We start from the raw sequence: 14,992 nt of genomic DNA on the forward strand, positions 1-14,992 counted from the left end.
TTCAGTTCCCCAGAATGTCTCATGAAGAATTGACAAAAAGCTTGATGAATTCGTTCGCAATTGAACGAACTGGGTCGAAATCGAACATCTCACTGCAGTGGTTGGAGAGAAAACGGGGAGCCGATCCGGCTCCCCGCAGAGATACAATCAGCCGAAGACCCGGCGGAAGATCGTGTCGACATGCTTGGTGTGATAGCCGAGATCGAATTTTTCGCGGATGTCGGCTTCCGAAAGGGCCGCGCGCACTTCCGCATCGGCCAGCAGTTCCTCGAGGAAATCGGCGCCCTTTTCCCAGACCTTCATGGCATTGCGCTGCACGAGGCGGTAGCTGTCCTCACGCGACACACCGGCCTGGGTCAGCGCCAGAAGCACACGCTGGCTCATCACCAGACCGCGGAACTTGTTCATGTTTCTCAGCATGTTTTCCGGGTAGATCACCAGCTTCTCGACAACACCGGCGAGGCGGTTGAGAGCGAAGTCGAGAGTGATCGTCGTATCCGGGCCGATGGCACGCTCGACGCTCGAATGGCTGATATCGCGCTCATGCCAGAGAGCGACGTTTTCCAGTGCCGGCACGACCGACATGCGCACCAGACGGGCAAGCCCCGTCAGGTTTTCGGTCAGAACCGGATTGCGCTTGTGCGGCATGGCCGACGAGCCTTTCTGGCCGGGCGAGAAGAATTCTTCCGCTTCCAGAACCTCGGTACGTTGCATATGGCGGATTTCGGTGGCGACGTTTTCAATCGACGAGGCGATAACGCCAAGCGTTGCAAAGAACATCGCATGACGGTCGCGCGGGATGACCTGGGTGGAGATCGGTTCGGCAACGAGGCCCAGCTGCGCGCAGACATGTTCCTCGACGCGCGGGTCTATATTGGCAAAGGTGCCGACAGCGCCGGAAATTGCGCCGGTGGCGATTTCGGCGCGGGCAGCAACAAGACGGTCACGATTGCGGCGCATCTCGGCATAGAAGCGGGCAAAGGTCAGGCCCATGGTGGTCGGCTCGGCATGAATGCCGTGGCTGCGCCCGATGCGGACCGTATCCTTGTGTTCGAAGGCGCGGGTCTTGAGCGCGGTCAGCACCCGGTCCATGCCGGCAAGCAGCAGGTCGGCGGCGCGCACCAGCTGGATGTTCAGTGTCGTGTCGAGCACGTCCGACGAGGTCATGCCCTGGTGGACGAAACGGCTGTCGGGGCCGATGAATTCAGCCAGATGCGTCAGGAAGGCGATGACGTCATGCTTGGTGACAGCTTCGATCTCGTCGATGCGGGCGACGTCGAAAGTGGCGGCTCCGCCCTTTTCCCAGATCGTCTTTGCGGCTTCCTTGGGGATGACGCCGAGTTCGGCCAGCGCGTCGCAGGCATGCGCCTCGATTTCGAACCAGATGCGGAATTTGGTTTCGGGCGACCAGATGGCCACCATTTCCGGCCGGGAGTAACGGGGGATCATGGGCTTTAGCTTTCGTCACGGATGAAGTTGGCTGAGCCTCTAGCAAAGATAGACGGCAATCTCAACGTTGCTGTTCAGGCATCCGCCAGGCGAGCCACAGGCTGGTCAGGCCAAGAGCGGCAAATCCGAGCGGTAGATAGAGGCGAATGCCCATGACCACGAACTGATAGACGGCGCTGGCTGAGGTGATCGTGAACTGATAGGCCCAGATGCGGCTGCCGAACGGCGCGTGCCAGCGGGCATAAAAGACGCGGTAATCCATGGCAAAAAGAAACGCCGTGGCGACGATGGTGCAGACGGTCAGGCACAGAAAGAAGGCGGCGAACCGGGTTTCCCGGCGCCTTCCTATCGCACCGAAGCGTCCGAGCAGCAGGGCGCAGGGCCAGGCGGCCATGCCACCGAAGAAAAACAGGATGAGAATGCTCTGGAGATGAGAGGTTTCGGCGCTGTTGCGCAGATAGAGCGCTGCAAGCGCCGACACCGCCATCATCGCGCCCCACAAGGGCGCGCCGAAGAGAATTTCACGTATGCTGGGCAGGGAAGCGAGCAGCCGCTGGCTAATCCGTAGCGTCAAGCTTGCCGGCTCGCTTATCCCGGCGCAGTCGGATGCGCTCATGGCGCCACTGGGGCTGGAACAGCGATCCCGTCCGGCAATCTCACCCGCGGCCTCCTTCGGCATTGGCGCGCAGGGTGGCGATGGTTTTGCTATAGGCATCGACATGGCCGCCGCTGAAGATCGCCGAGCCCGCGACGAAGACGTTCGCGCCGGCAGAAGCAGGAAGAGCGATCGTGTCCAATGCGATACCGCCGTCCACCTGGATGTCGATCGGCCGGTCACCGACCATTGCCTTGATACGGCGGATCTTCTCTTCCATCGCCGGAATGAACTTCTGGCCGCCGAATCCGGGATTGACGGTCATCACCAGGATCAGGTCGAGCTTGTCGAGCAGATAGTCGAGCACGCTTTCGGGCGTCGCCGGATTGATCGAAACGCCGGCCTTCTTGCCCAGCGCCTTGATCGCCTGCACCGAACGGTCGAGATGCGGTCCGGCCTCGGCGTGGACGGTGATGCTGTCGCAACCGGCCTTGGCGAAGGCTTCGAGATAGGGATCGGCCGGTGCGATCATCAGATGGCAGTCGAAATAGGCATTCGTGTACGGCCGCAGCGACTTGATGACATCGGGGCCGAAGGAAATGTTCGGAACGAAATGGCCGTCCATGATGTCGAGGTGGACCCAGTCGGCACCGGCGGCAACGACATCGCGCACTTCCTGTCCGAGTTTGGCGTAGTCGGCGGCGAGGATGGATGGGGCAATCCGGATCGGCAGGGACATGATGCAAGGCTCCAACTTGTTTTCCGGCCAATAACACCGCTTTTCAGTGCAAACAACATGTGGCGGTGTCGCTGTGGTGTTATCCGTCCGCTATCGTCGCGCTGTCCACGCCGGCAGCAGGTCGTTTTCGGCCGCTACGGCATCATGAACGCCACGCGCGATCGCCCGCGCCATGGTCGATGCCGCCGCGGCGCCGAGATCGATGAAATCCGGCAGGGAGACGGTTTTGCCACTCGTTCCGGTCGCCAGGGCAAAGACGAGGTCGCCGTCGAGCGGCGTGTGCGACGGCCAGAGTGCGCGTGAAAACCCGTCATGGGCCGCGATTGCCAGACGTTTTGCCTCGGCTTTTGTCAGCACCGCATCGGTGGCGATGATGGCGATGGTGGTGTTCTGGGTTTCCCGTTTCCCGTCGCGGAACTTGATGCGGAGATCGCGGGCATTGCGCGGGAAGGGGTGTGGCATGCCGAGCCCGCCGAATTCCCCGGCCTCTTCGAAAGGGGCCGACCAGAAATGCCCGGTGTCGCCGATCGTTGCCGATCCCAGCGCGTTGACAGCGACCAGCGCGCCGATGGTGATGCCGTTATCGAGCACCGTCGAGGCCGTGCCGAGGCCGCCCTTGAACGTGGCTGTCAAGGCACCCGTGCCGGCACCGGCAGTGCCGGTGGCAAATTCGAGTGCTGCGGCCTGAACCGCCTGATAACCGAGTTCGCGATAGGGCGGATAGAGGCCCCAATTCTTGTCGCCACCGTTGATCAGGTCGAACAGGATCGCGGCCGGCACGATCGGGATATGCAGGTTGCCGACTGGAAAGCCGCGTCCCATCTGGCGCAGGGCCGCCTGTACGCCGGAAGCCGCATCGAGACCAAAGGCCGAACCGCCGGACAGAACCAACGCATCGACCGTCTGCACCGTGTTGTGCGGCTCAAGCAGGTCCGTCTCCCTCGTTCCGGGCGCTCCCCCCAGCACCTGGACGGCAGCGACCGCCGGCTGATCGCAGACGACGACGGAAACCCCGGATTTTAGGCGGTGATCCTCGGCATTGCCGACCTTGAGGCCCGCGACATCGGTGATCGAATTGCAAGGCCCGGCGCGCATCATTCCGTTCCCGAAACAGTTGGTGCCGGAATGAAGCGGCTGCCTTGCCATTGCAGCAGGCGATAGGGATTGTCGGCCAGTTCATGACCGGCGTTGAAACGGATGGAGCCGATAACCGTCGGATAGGGCCCTTTCATCAGCGCATCGGTGACCGGGCCATTGTCTTTGCCCGCCTGATCCTTCGCCTGCTCCAGAAGCGTCACGGCGGCAAAAGCGGGCAGCACGTAGCCCTCCGGCAGCAGCTTTGCCGCCGTCATGGCCTCGACGGTTCCTTTTGCCTCGGGCAGGGTGGCATAATCGGGCAACGCCACGGCGAGAACGCCGTTCGCCAGGGGAACCGGCTGGTTTGCCGCCTCCAGAGCCTCGCCGCCCATCAGCGTCAGCGGCACCTTTTCCGAAGCGGCATCACGCGCGATGATGGCACTATCCGCCCGGTCGCCGCCGGTGAACACATGCGTTGCCCCGCTCTTGGCAAGCCGGCGGACGAGGCTGACCTGCTGTTCCTGCGCCGGACGGTAGGTGTCGGAGAAGGTCGGGGTCAGGCCGATTTCAGCCAGCGCGCCACGCACGCTTTCCACCAGCTCGCGGCCGTGAATCGTGCCGTCCTCGATCAACCCCAGCGGTTCGTTCTTCCAGCGCGAAAGAATGATTTCGGTCACCTTGGCGGCCTCCGCCTTGGCGCTAGGCCCCAGCCGGAAGAGCGGCCATTTTTTCTTCAGCGCGTCTTCCATCAGAATGTCGGAGCGCGCACTCAGCGTCAGCGCAGGGATTCCGGCTTCGGCGAGCGCCGGCAGCACCGCCTCCAGGCTTTCCGTGCACAGGAAGCCGATCGCCGCTTCCGCGCCGCTGGCCAGCAGCGCTTTCGTCAGGGCTTCCGCATCCTTCGGTTCGCAGGTTTCCGGGATTGCGATGATTTCCGAGCCGCGATCCTCGGCTTGAAAATGCGCACCGGCGAGCATCTGCTGTCCGAGAAGCGCAAACGGTCCCTCCGCCGGCGCGACGACCGCGATCTTCATGCCGGCAGCCCAGGCGGGGGCGGCTGACACCGATCCGGCGATAAGGAGGCTGACGACGATCGAATGGTACATGCGCTTTTCCAGATGAGGATGGGCATGTTTTAAAGATGTGGCCGCAAGGGTCAAAGGAAAAGATCGGAACCTTCGCCGGGTGGACGGCAATTGCCGTAATCGGGGAAGAAAAACCATGCGATGGGTTTCATATTTTGTCGCAATGTCTATGTGTTAGAGGTGAACACCGATCTGGAGACTGCCGTGTTGGACAAGACCCAACTGGACCCGCTGACCTACCGTGATGCCATGAGCCGGCTGGCCGGTCATGTGCATATCGTGACAGCCGCGCATGAGGGCGTGCAGCGTGGTGTGACGATTACGGCTGCCTGCTCGGTTTCAGACGATCCGGCGACGCTGCTCGTCTGCATCAACGGCGCTAATCCGCGCAACGGGATTTTCACCGCAAGCGGCAGCTTTGCGCTCAATCTGCTCGGCGCCGACCAGATGGATCTCGCCCATGTCTTCTCGGGCAGGAACAATGTCGATCCGTCCGCGCGCTTTTCACATGGTACCTGGGAGGAATTGAAGACCGGCGCGCCGATTCTGCGTGAGGCTGTGGCTGCCTTCGATTGCCGGCTGATCGATATCAAGACGGTGGCGACCCATATCGTGCTTTTCGGCGAGGTCGTTGCCGTCACGCTCGGCGCGCAGAAACCGGCGCTCGTCTATCTGGACCGGGATTACCGCACGTTGTAAATTTCCTCCAAGGGAACTGAGGAAACATGAAGACGTACACGAACGGCGCATTGCCGGCCTCCATCGCGGAAACGATGGAGATGCTGGAATCGGGCGATTATCTTGCCGGAACGGCGCTTTCGACAGTGCTTTTCCTGTCGCTGACCATGAAACGTCCGTTGTTTCTCGAAGGCGAGGCCGGTGTCGGCAAGACCGAGATCGCCAAGGTGCTGGCCAAGGCGCTCGACCGGCCACTGATCCGGCTGCAGTGCTACGAGGGACTCGATATCTCGTCTGCCGTCTATGAATGGAACTATCCGGCGCAGATGCTGGAAATCCGGCTTTCGGAGGCTTCCGGTACGGCCGATCGCGGCAAGATCGAAAGCAATATTTTTTCGGAAAAATACCTGATCCGCCGCCCTGTGCTGCAGGCGATTTCGGCGGAGGCCGGCAAGGCGCCGGTGTTCCTGATCGACGAGCTGGACCGCACGGATGAGGCTTTCGAAGCTTTTCTGCTCGAAGTCCTGTCGGATTTTCAGGTGACGATCCCCGAGCTCGGGACGATCCGGGCGCAGGAACCGCCGATCGTCATCATCACCACCAACCGGACCCGCGAGGTGCATGATGCGCTCAAGCGCCGCTGTCTCTATCATTGGGTCGACTATCCGAAAGCGGCGCAGGAGCTGGACATCATCCGCCGCAAGGTGCCGGGCTGCAACGAACGGCTGTCGCGCGAAGTCGTCGGCTATGTCCAGCGGTTGAGAACGATCGATCTGTTCAAGAACCCTGGCGTGGCCGAAACCATCGACTGGGCAACGGCCCTGACCGAACTTGACCGGCTGACACTTGATCCCGAAACCATCGCCGATACGCTCGGCGCGCTGCTCAAGTACCAGGATGACATCGCGCGGGTCGAAGGCGGTGAAGGCCGCAAGATCCTCGACGAGGTCAAGGCCGAACTCCTGGCGGCGGGCTGATCATGGCGACACTTGCTCGGGCAAGCGACGGAGCCGCTGTTCCACCGATGCAGGAGGGCGATGGGCATTTTGCCGATAACATCGTCTTTTTCGCCTGGGCTTTGCGCAAGGCGGGATTGAAGATCGGGCCCGGTGCGGTCACTGATGCAATCGAAGCCGTGACGTTGATCGGTATCGGCTCCCGCGACGAGTTTTATGCCGCGCTGCAGTCGGTTCTCGTCAAGCGATATGAGGATCAGGCTCTGTTCGATGAGGCCTTCCGTCTGTTCTGGCGGTCGCACGATCTGATCGGCAGGATGATTGCGGCGATGCCGCCGATGGCACCCGATTCGCGTGAAACAGACCGCCGCCGCGCAGGCGAGAGGTGGATCAGCGATGCACTTTTTGCCGATCGCGAGGCGCAGCGGCCGGTTCGCGACGAACCGGATATCGAGATCGATGCGCGGTTGACCGCATCGGGCCGCGACCTTTTCCGGCGGACGGATTTTGCCCGGATGTTGGCAGCCGAGCTTTCGGAAGCGAAGAAGGCTCTGGCAGCGCTGGTATTGCCGATGGATGAGGTGAGGACGCGGCGCTACCGCGCCTCTCATCGCTCGCGGCGGATCGACCCGCGCGCCACCATGCGCGATGCGATGAAAACCGGCGGCGACCTCATCCTGCCGCGCTTTCGCGAGCCGAAGACCATCCATCCGCCACTCGTGGTGCTGGCCGATATTTCCGGCTCGATGAGCCAGTACACTCGCATCTTCCTGCATTTCCTGCATGTTTTGACCGCCAAACGCCGCCGCGTTCACACATTCCTGTTCGGGACACGGCTGAGCAACGTTACCCGGCAGATGAACAGGCGCGATCCGGACGCGGCGATGGACGACTGTATCAGCGCTGTCAGCGACTGGTCCGGCGGTACGCGGATCGGCGAAACCCTGCATGTATTCAACCGCCTCTGGTCGCGCCGGGTGCTGGGGCAGGGTGCCATCGTGCTGCTGATCACCGACGGTCTGGAACGTGACGATGTCGGCGATCTCAAAATGGAGATGGACCGGCTGCACCGCTCCTGCCGCCGGCTGATCTGGCTCAATCCGCTGCTGCGCTTCGACGGTTTCGAGGCGCGCGCGCGGGGTGTCAGGGCGATGCTGCCGCATGTTGACGAATTCCGCGCGGTGCATAACTTGGCAGCGGTGTCGGATCTGGTCGAATCCCTGTCCGGCCGTTTTTCACGGGATGCCGATCCACGCCGCTTCATGGCGCGGCGCTGAGCTGTTTGGAGAAAACCGTCATGCCGGAGCAATCTCCATTATTCGATCCGCTGGTGGTGGCACAGCAATGGCGCACGCAAGGGCGCGGCGTCGCCATCGCCACCGTTCTCGAAACCTGGGGCTCGGCGCCAAGGCCGGTCGGTAGCCATCTGGTGATTGACGCGGACGGCAATTTTGAAGGATCTGTTTCCGGCGGCTGTGTCGAAAGTGCCGTCATCGGTGAGGCGGCGGAGGTGATTGCGGCGGGGACGGCGCGGATACTCGACTTCGGCGTAACGGACGAAACTGCCTGGCGCGTCGGGCTTTCCTGCGGCGGGCGCATCCGCATCTACGTCGAAAGGCTGGGATAAAGCCGATGCTGCCCGAGCACCTGCACAGACTCAATGCGGCGCGTGATTCCCGGCGCGCGGCTGTGATTGTAACCGATCTGGATGCCGCCAGCTCGACGCTTTTTCTAGAAGGCGAGAATATCGAGGAGACAGCGGCGCCGGCCGTCGAATCCGCCTTGCGAACGGGCAAGTCCGGAATGGCAGAAATCGGCGGACGACCGGTTTTCATCAACGTCTATCTGCCACCGCCGCGCATCGTCGTCATCGGTGCGGTTCATATCTCGCAGGCGCTTGCCGGCATGGCGGCGATTGCGGGCTTCGACCTGACGATCATCGATCCGCGCAGTGCCTTTGCAACGCCGGAGCGGTTCGGCCAGACCAGGCTGCTTGCCGAATGGCCCGAAGACGCGCTCAAGGGTATGCCGCTGGATGCCTATACGGCGTTGGCGGCGGTTTCCCACGATCCGAAGATCGACGATTTTCCGCTGAAGGCGGCGCTCGATGCGGCCTGTTTTTATGTCGGCGCGCTCGGCAGCCGCAGGACGCATGCCAGCCGGGTCGAGCGGCTGACAAAGCTGGGGCTGGATGAAAGCGCCATTGCCCGTATCCATGCGCCGATCGGCCTCGATATCCGCGCGGCGAGCCCGGCCGAAATCGCCGTCGCCATTCTCGCCGATATCATTCAGGCGTTGCGCACACGCGATGTGACCGCCACGCCACGAGGCGCGGACAACCGCGGCCCGGCGCGGTGACGGATATGGAGCAGAAGGACATTTCGGTCGCCATCGTCCTGCTCGCTGCCGGCCGGGCAAGCCGCATGGGCGCGTCGGGGCAGCACAAGCTGCTGGCGGAGTTTGATGGCGTTCCACTGGTGCGGCGCAGCGCCGAAGCGGCCCTTGGCGCCGGTGCCAGCCGTGTCTTTGCCGTGACGGGCCACCGGCAGGCGGAAATCCGCGCCGCGCTTGCCGGGCTTGACGTCGTGCCCGTCGCCAATGCGAACTATACGGCAGGCATGGCCTCGTCGCTGATCGTCGGAATCCATGCGGCCGAACCGGATGCCGATGGCGTCTTGGTGATGCTGGCCGACATGCCGTGGGTGACGGCCGGTGATCTGACAACACTGATTTCGGCGTTCAAGGCTGCGCAGGGCCGGGTCATCATTCGTGCCGTGTCAGACGGCAAGCGCGGCAATCCGGTAATTCTGCCACGCCCGACGTTTAAGGCCGTCAGCCAGTTGCAGGGCGATGTCGGTGCGCGCCATATCATTGAAACATGCGGGCTGCCGGTGATCGATGTCGATATCGGACCGGCTGCTCATCTCGATCTCGATACGCCGGAGGCTATTCTTGCCGCCGGAGGCATATTGAAAGGCTAACGAAAATGGACAATGCGGCAATCGAAGAGATGTTTGCAGCGCTCGGGCCTGTGACGGTCAAACGGATGTTCGGCGCCAAGGGCATCTATTTCGAGGGGCGAATTCTGGCGCTGGAGGTGGATGGTGACATTCTGCTCAAGGCTGACGTCGAAAGCGCTGCCGATTTCGAAGCGGCCGGAAGTGTGCAATGGGCTTATGACGGCAAGGGAAAGCCGGTGAAAATGCCTTACTGGTCCATTCCGGAAGAGGCGTTCGACGATCCGGACGAGATGGCCCGCTGGGTACGGCTTGCCTATGAGGCAGCCTTGCGGGCTAGGAAGTAGCCAGTGCCTGCAGTGCTTTCACCGCGTCCTGTGCAAACAGGGAAAGCGGTTGCGGCAGATTGTCGAGCGGATACCAGCCGATTTCGGCGAGCTTGTCCGGTTCCGTCAGCTGCGGTTCGCCGGAGAAATCCTCGGTCACGTAGATCAACGAGATCCAGTGCTGCCGGTCGGCTTCGACCCGTTGTTCGCTGAGGCAGAGAAACCGTGCGGAGTGGATCGTCAGGCCACTTTCCTCCTCGGCCTCACGGCGCGCGGCGTCTGCAGCCGGCTCCATGTGATCGACCTTGCCGCCGACGATGCTCCAATGGCCGGCTTCCGGCGCCTTGAGGCGCTTGCAAAGCAAAAGCTTGCCGTCATTCAAGACGGCAAGCCCAGATCCCACGCCGGGGAAATCAATGCCTGGAAGCGCCATGCGACTGCCTGATGATCAAGCCTTGCCGGCAATCAGCATGAAAGCCGGAATATCGTCGCCGAAGCCGACCGGTGTTGGACCATCGTCCTGGTCGCGGCGATAGCGATTGCGGCGATCACGGTTGTCGTCATTGGCAGGATACGGCTGGGGAGCAGGACGGTTGCTGTGGCGGCCGGCATTCTGCGGTTTCGTTTCTGCCTTGCGTTCTGATCTCACAGGTTCTGCCTTTGCTATGACCGGTTCGAGTGCTGCTACTGTCGTTACTGCTGCTGGAATATCGTCCGATTTGGTGTCCGATTTGTGACTGTGCACCGGACGGGGCGCGTAATCGCGGTCCCTGTCGTTGCGCCGTCCACCACGCTTGCCGTCACGGCCACCGCGCTCTGGCTTGCTGCTCTCGTGGCTTTCCATCGGAGCGGGCAGGGCGGAAAGGTCGCCGTTCAGCCATTCGATCTTCTTGTCGATCAGCTTTTCGATGGCATCCACGAATTTGGTGTCGCGCTTGGAGACCAGCGTGAAGGCAGCGCCCGAACGGCCGGCACGGCCGGTGCGGCCGATGCGGTGGACATAGTCTTCCGCATGGATCGGCACGTCGAAATTGAAGACGTGGCTGACATCCGGAATGTCGAGACCGCGGGCGGCGACGTCGGAGGCAACCAGCAGCGTGATCGCATTGTCCTTGAAGCCTGCGAGCATTTTCGTGCGCGAGCTCTGATCCATATCACCGTGCAGAGCGCCGACCGAGAAACCGTGACGCGACAGCGAGCGGTACAGTTCGGCAACATCAAGCTTGCGATTGCAGAAGATGATGGCGTTCTTCAGTTCTTCCTGCTTCTGGATCAGATCGCGCAGGATGGCACGCTTTTCGTAATCCTTGCTGTGAGTCGCGACCAATCGCTGCGTCACGGTCGTTGCCGTCGACGAACGCGTGGACACTTCGACGCGCTCGGGGTTCTGCAGGAACCGGTCGGCCAGCTTCTGGATTTCCGGCGGCATGGTGGCCGAGAAGAACAGGGTCTGGCGCGTGAACGGGATCAGCTTGGCGATGCGCTCGATATCCGGGATGAAACCCATGTCGAGCATGCGGTCGGCTTCGTCGATGACGAGAATTTCAACGCCGGTCATCAAAAGCTTGCCACGTTCGCAATGGTCGAGCAGGCGGCCGGGGGTGCAGATCAGCACGTCGGCGCCACGCTCCAGTTTGCGGTCCTGTTCGTCGAACGAGACGCCGCCGATCAGCAATGCGACATTGAGCTTGTGATTCTTGCCGTATTTTTCAAAGTTTTCCGCAACCTGAGCAGCCAGTTCGCGCGTCGGTTCAAGAATGAGCGTGCGCGGCATACGAGCGCGAGCGCGTCCCTTTTCCAGAAGCGTCAGCATCGGCAGCACGAAGGAGGCCGTTTTACCCGTGCCCGTCTGGGCGATTCCCAGAATATCACGCCGCTGCAGGGCTGGCGGAATAGCGCCTGCCTGGATCGGTGTGGGGATGGTGTAGCCCGCATCTGTCACTGCGGTAAGAACTTTTTGGCTCAGGCCAAGGTCTGAAAAAGTGGTCAAAGGGAAATCTGTTTCCGTTCCGGTTCGGTCGAACTCTGGTCAATCGGCGCATGCTTTAACTGCCGTCGCTGGGGCTCATAGTCCCATAGGCAAACAAAGTCAAGAAAACCGGTGGTTTGATGCTGGAGAGAGTCAATAAATAACTTGCCGGCAAAGTGATGGCGGAAATACGCGCGCCCAAGGCTCCAGATGGACCCGCACTTACACTGATCGGTTCAGTTGATGTAGTGGCTGAGCTTGATACCGGCAGTCAGGAACCGCATCGGATCAACCGCTTCGCCGTTCAGGCGGACCTCGTAATGCAGATGCGGTCCTGTCGAGCGGCCGGTGCTGCCGGAGCGGGCAATGGCTTCGCCCGCGGTAATCCTGTCGCCGACATTGACGAGGATGGTCGACAGGTGGGCGTAGCGGGTGGTGATGCCGTTGCCATGGTCGATTTCGACCATATTGCCATAGCCGCCGGTCTTGCCGGCGGTGATCACGGTACCGGGTGCTGTCGCAAGGATCCGCGTTCCGGTCGGGGCGCGAAAATCGATGCCGGCATGCAGCGCCAGGCGGCCGAGGAACGGATCCATGCGGTTTCCGAAGCTGCTGGTGATGTCGCTGGCCGGCGAGGGATTGTTGAAAGGCAGCTTCTTGACCTGGCTGCGGATATGCTCGAGGCGGCCAAGTGCCGTATCGAGCCCGACAAGGGAATTGTCGAAGGCTTCGGCCGTTTCCGGTTCGACAAACGGTCCGCCAATCGCGGTATCATCTTCCCGCACACTCGTGGGCACGTCCGCGACCGCATCGTCCGGCGCAACCTTGACGCCGGTGCGCGCAAGGATGGTCATGATGGCATCGGTCGCCTCCGATGCGCCTTCGGTCAGGCTCCGGATGCGGGTCTTCTGTTCCTGTTCGATATCCTTCAGCGACAGCGTCACCTTGGAAAACAGCCGGTCGGCCCTGTCGGACATGGCCTCCTGGCCTCCCGTGCCGGACTGGGGTGCATAGGCGAGCGCCATCCTCTGCTGCGGCGGCTGGCCTCCCAGTCCCATCAGGCGCTCGATCGCCTTGACGCCGCCGCTCGCGTCGGCGCGCTTGTCGGAGGCCTGCGGTGCCGTGAGGGCCGGTTGACTTTCCTTGCCGGCAATGCCGGATTCCTCTGCCCGGTCGAGCAGCGTGCCGAGTTTGCCATGACGCGACGACAGCGCCATCTGCTGCTGCAGCAATTTTTCGACCTTGTCTTCCACGACCTGCTGGTCGAGCAGTTGACGGCTGGTGACGCGATCGACCTGGGCGCGCAGCGCTGCGATCCGGTCTTCATACTCGTGCTGCATGCGCGCCTGACGCGCCATCGTGCCGCCGATCAGATCGTCGCGCAGCACGAGATAGGATGTCGCGGCGAGATAGCCGATCGAAAAAACGGAAACAAAACAGATCGACAGCGCTGCCATCCACGGCTGGAAGGTCATGTGCCTGACCTTGTCGCCGCTTGCCAGAATGATGATGTGCTTTTGTGTGCGCTTGCCGAAGACCCGGCTTTCCGTAGACACCAACTCACCCCCACCACATGCGATTCTGCGCGCCCTGATGGTGTCGATTAGACACCGTTAAGGTTAACAAAGCCTTGCGAAAGGGCGATTGGCCAGCCGGCTCAGGTGTTCACCGATGCCGTCATCGAGCGATAGAACGATGGCGTCAGGCCGGCTTCGGCGCGCGCGATATCGTTGAAGGGCGCTTTCAGCGGGCCGCGGAAATTGGCCCTGACCAGGGCCTGAAACGCCGCTGCCGGATCTTTCTTCTGGCGGGCGCAGAGAAAGCGGAACCATTTCGCGCCGACGGCGACATGGCCCTTTTCGTCCTCATAGATCACGTCGAGCACCGCAGCGCTTTCCAAATCGCCGGCCTCGCGCATCTTCGCCTGCAGGGCGGGCGTCACGTCGAGGCCGCGGGCTTCGAGAATCAGCGGCACGACGGCCAGCCGTGCGGTGAGGTCGTTGCGGGTGTCGTGGGCTGCCTGCCACAGGCCGTCATGGGCGGGCAGATCGCCATACTCGGCGCCAAGCTGGCGCAAACGATCGCGGACCATGCGGAAATGCTTGGCTTCCTCGAACGCGACCTTCATCCAGCCGTCGAAGAAGGAGTTCGGCACGGGTTCGCTGGCAAACCGCGCGACGATATCGAGCGCCAGATCGACGGCATTGAGCTCGATATGGGCGATGGCGTGGAGAAGGGCGATCCGTCCCTTCTCGGTCGTCAACGCCCGTTTCGGCATCTGTCGCGGCGGGATGAGGTCGGGTTTTGCGGGCCTGCCGGGGCGGTCTGCGATGGGCGTGTCGCGCGGCGACCGCAGCGACAGGCTGCGCTCGCTCCAGCGCCGGGCCGTTTCCTGGGTCAGCAACGTCTTGATATCCAGATCGGCAGCCCGGATGGCGCGAACGGCGCCGTCACGCAGGCTGTGGATCGCCGGCAGGTCCGTCATTTTCCGTCGCTTCCGTTCGCAAGGCCCTGGGCTGCCGCCAGCACCTCTTCGGCATGGCCGGGGACCTTTACCTTTTCCCAGACGCGCCGCACGAGACCATCGGCGCCGATCAGCACGGTCGTCCGCTCGACCCCCATATATTTGCGGCCGTACATGCTCTTTTCCACCCAGACGCCATACGCATTCAGAACGGTCTTTTCCTCATCCGCGGCAAGGATGACCGAGAGATCGTATTTCTTGGCGAACTTGTCATGTTTCTTCACCGAATCGGGCGACACGCCGATAACGACCGCGTTGGCGGCGGAAAAGGCGCTCAGCAGTGCTGAAAAGGCGATCGACTCGGCCGTGCAGCCGCTGGTGTCGTCCTTCGGATAGAAGAAAAGCACCACCGACTTTCCCTTGAATTGCGACAGCGAGACGGCTGCGCCGCCGTCGCGCGGCAGGGTGAAATCCGGGGCAATCATGCCTTCGGTCAAATTCGCCATGGTTATTCCTTTTTTCTCGGGCATCTGCCGCAACGGTTGTCGCAAGAAGGCTTATCCAATCCGAACCGGCTGCGTCCAGCATCGGGCCGGTTGAGAGATGTGTATCGCACAGCGAAGATGAGCAAGGGGGCAGACATCATTTGCCCTGAAGTCCTTCTTTAACTACTGTGGAACAAACGCAAATGCCCGTG

General features: G+C 61.9%; 16 protein-coding genes and 1 pseudogene. 7 read left to right on the plus strand and 10 right to left on the minus strand.

The genetic code is table 11. The features are described 5' to 3' along the window. Nucleotides 1-147 precede the first annotated feature (147 nt). From purB to ADU59_RS27165, 5 genes are all read right to left on the minus strand, one after another. Entirely contained in the window at nt 148-1,449 is a 1,302-nt protein-coding gene (gene purB / locus ADU59_RS27145; protein ID WP_068958538.1) for an adenylosuccinate lyase, read from the minus strand. Between the two features lie 61 nt (nt 1,450-1,510). Further along, nucleotides 1,511-2,065 (minus strand): hypothetical protein, encoded by a 555-nt coding sequence (locus ADU59_RS27150; protein ID WP_068958626.1) that lies wholly within the window; start codon nt 2,063-2,065, stop codon nt 1,511-1,513. A 40-nt stretch (nt 2,066-2,105) separates the two neighbouring features. Beyond that, on the minus strand, nt 2,106-2,783 hold the full coding sequence (gene rpe, locus ADU59_RS27155; protein WP_068958540.1) for a ribulose-phosphate 3-epimerase: 678 nt from the start codon (nt 2,781-2,783) through the stop codon (nt 2,106-2,108). A gap of 90 nt (nt 2,784-2,873) precedes the next feature. Continuing rightward, nucleotides 2,874-3,881 carry a P1 family peptidase gene (locus ADU59_RS27160; RefSeq protein ID WP_068958542.1) on the minus strand — a complete coding sequence of 336 codons (1,008 nt, stop codon included), beginning with the start codon at nt 3,879-3,881 and terminating at the stop codon, nt 2,874-2,876. Further along, nucleotides 3,878-4,966 (minus strand): branched-chain amino acid ABC transporter substrate-binding protein, encoded by a 1,089-nt coding sequence (locus ADU59_RS27165; protein ID WP_068958544.1) that lies wholly within the window; start codon nt 4,964-4,966, stop codon nt 3,878-3,880. The genes ADU59_RS27160 and ADU59_RS27165 overlap by 4 nt, the downstream gene beginning before the upstream one ends. A 120-nt stretch (nt 4,967-5,086) precedes the next feature. Here ADU59_RS27165 and ADU59_RS27170 point away from each other — a divergent pair, with 120 nt between their 5' ends. From ADU59_RS27170 to ADU59_RS27200, 7 genes and pseudogenes are all read left to right on the plus strand, one after another. After that, complete coding sequence (locus tag ADU59_RS27170; protein WP_068958546.1) at nt 5,087-5,644, plus strand: flavin reductase family protein; 558 nt, start codon at nt 5,087-5,089, stop codon at nt 5,642-5,644. 26 nt (nt 5,645-5,670) lie between these two features. Further along, complete coding sequence (locus ADU59_RS27175; RefSeq protein ID WP_068958548.1) at nt 5,671-6,600, plus strand: AAA family ATPase; 930 nt, start codon at nt 5,671-5,673, stop codon at nt 6,598-6,600. A gap of 2 nt (nt 6,601-6,602) precedes the next feature. Continuing rightward, nucleotides 6,603-7,856, plus strand: a complete 1,254-nt coding sequence (locus tag ADU59_RS27180; RefSeq protein WP_425332061.1) for a vWA domain-containing protein — start codon at nt 6,603-6,605, stop codon at nt 7,854-7,856. Between the two features lie 20 nt (nt 7,857-7,876). Beyond that, the gene (locus tag ADU59_RS27185) at nt 7,877-8,206 is read left to right on the plus strand and encodes an XdhC family protein (RefSeq protein WP_068958553.1); all 330 of its coding nucleotides are present in this window, start codon (nt 7,877-7,879) and stop codon (nt 8,204-8,206) included. 5 nt (nt 8,207-8,211) lie between these two features. Continuing rightward, nucleotides 8,212-8,937: an XdhC family protein gene (locus ADU59_RS27190; protein WP_068958555.1), complete on the plus strand. Its 726-nt coding sequence runs from the start codon at nt 8,212-8,214 to the stop codon at nt 8,935-8,937. After that, nucleotides 8,910-9,560: pseudogene (locus tag ADU59_RS27195) on the plus strand (nucleotidyltransferase family protein); the annotation flags it as partial. The gene ADU59_RS27190 and the pseudogene ADU59_RS27195, both read left to right, overlap by 28 nt. A gap of 5 nt (nt 9,561-9,565) precedes the next feature. Further along, entirely contained in the window at nt 9,566-9,883 is a 318-nt protein-coding gene (locus ADU59_RS27200; protein ID WP_068958559.1) for a TfoX/Sxy family protein, read from the plus strand. Here ADU59_RS27200 and ADU59_RS27205 read toward each other — a convergent pair. The 5 genes from ADU59_RS27205 to ADU59_RS27225 all read right to left on the minus strand — a co-directional run bounded on the left by ADU59_RS27205 (nt 9,873) and on the right by ADU59_RS27225 (nt 14,801). Continuing rightward, nucleotides 9,873-10,295: an NUDIX domain-containing protein gene (locus ADU59_RS27205; protein ID WP_068958561.1), complete on the minus strand. Its 423-nt coding sequence runs from the start codon at nt 10,293-10,295 to the stop codon at nt 9,873-9,875. The genes ADU59_RS27200 and ADU59_RS27205 overlap by 11 nt on opposite strands. 15 nt (nt 10,296-10,310) lie before the next feature. After that, a complete protein-coding gene (locus ADU59_RS27210; protein WP_068958563.1) occupies nt 10,311-11,852 on the minus strand; it encodes a DEAD/DEAH box helicase in 1,542 nt (513 codons plus the stop codon). A gap of 215 nt (nt 11,853-12,067) precedes the next feature. Continuing rightward, a complete protein-coding gene (locus ADU59_RS27215; protein ID WP_068958565.1) occupies nt 12,068-13,390 on the minus strand; it encodes a M23 family metallopeptidase in 1,323 nt (440 codons plus the stop codon). Nucleotides 13,391-13,488: 98 nt separating this feature from the next. After that, nucleotides 13,489-14,316: a ferritin-like domain-containing protein gene (locus ADU59_RS27220; protein WP_068958566.1), complete on the minus strand. Its 828-nt coding sequence runs from the start codon at nt 14,314-14,316 to the stop codon at nt 13,489-13,491. After that, complete coding sequence (locus ADU59_RS27225; RefSeq protein ID WP_193427107.1) at nt 14,313-14,801, minus strand: peroxiredoxin; 489 nt, start codon at nt 14,799-14,801, stop codon at nt 14,313-14,315. Before ADU59_RS27225 ends, ADU59_RS27220 begins: the two co-directional genes overlap by 4 nt. Nucleotides 14,802-14,992 lie beyond the last annotated feature (191 nt).

Origin of the sequence: Pararhizobium polonicum (assembly GCF_001687365.1) — a bacterium.
In the GTDB taxonomy this organism is placed as follows: domain Bacteria; phylum Pseudomonadota; class Alphaproteobacteria; order Rhizobiales; family Rhizobiaceae; genus Pararhizobium; species Pararhizobium polonicum.

What these genes read in the sequence shown, in the direction of transcription:
- ADU59_RS27220 (WP_068958566.1), bottom strand. Translation starts at nt 14,316, where the DNA reads ATGACGGACCTGCCGGCGATCCACAGCCTGCGTGACGGCGCCGTTCGC.
- ADU59_RS27200 (WP_068958559.1), top strand. Translation starts at nt 9,566, where the DNA reads ATGGACAATGCGGCAATCGAAGAGATGTTTGCAGCGCTCGGGCCTGTG.
- ADU59_RS27165 (WP_068958544.1), bottom strand. Translation starts at nt 4,966, where the DNA reads ATGTACCATTCGATCGTCGTCAGCCTCCTTATCGCCGGATCGGTGTCA.
- ADU59_RS27175 (WP_068958548.1), top strand. Translation starts at nt 5,671, where the DNA reads ATGAAGACGTACACGAACGGCGCATTGCCGGCCTCCATCGCGGAAACG.
- ADU59_RS27170 (WP_068958546.1), top strand. Translation starts at nt 5,087, where the DNA reads ATGGGTTTCATATTTTGTCGCAATGTCTATGTGTTAGAGGTGAACACC.
- ADU59_RS27180 (WP_425332061.1), top strand. Translation starts at nt 6,603, where the DNA reads ATGGCGACACTTGCTCGGGCAAGCGACGGAGCCGCTGTTCCACCGATG.
- ADU59_RS27190 (WP_068958555.1), top strand. Translation starts at nt 8,212, where the DNA reads ATGCTGCCCGAGCACCTGCACAGACTCAATGCGGCGCGTGATTCCCGG.
- ADU59_RS27225 (WP_193427107.1), bottom strand. Translation starts at nt 14,801, where the DNA reads ATGGCGAATTTGACCGAAGGCATGATTGCCCCGGATTTCACCCTGCCG.
- ADU59_RS27150 (WP_068958626.1), bottom strand. Translation starts at nt 2,065, where the DNA reads ATGAGCGCATCCGACTGCGCCGGGATAAGCGAGCCGGCAAGCTTGACG.
- ADU59_RS27185 (WP_068958553.1), top strand. Translation starts at nt 7,877, where the DNA reads ATGCCGGAGCAATCTCCATTATTCGATCCGCTGGTGGTGGCACAGCAA.
- purB (WP_068958538.1), bottom strand. Translation starts at nt 1,449, where the DNA reads ATGATCCCCCGTTACTCCCGGCCGGAAATGGTGGCCATCTGGTCGCCC.
- rpe (WP_068958540.1), bottom strand. Translation starts at nt 2,783, where the DNA reads ATGTCCCTGCCGATCCGGATTGCCCCATCCATCCTCGCCGCCGACTAC.
- ADU59_RS27160 (WP_068958542.1), bottom strand. Translation starts at nt 3,881, where the DNA reads ATGATGCGCGCCGGGCCTTGCAATTCGATCACCGATGTCGCGGGCCTC.
- ADU59_RS27205 (WP_068958561.1), bottom strand. Translation starts at nt 10,295, where the DNA reads ATGGCGCTTCCAGGCATTGATTTCCCCGGCGTGGGATCTGGGCTTGCC.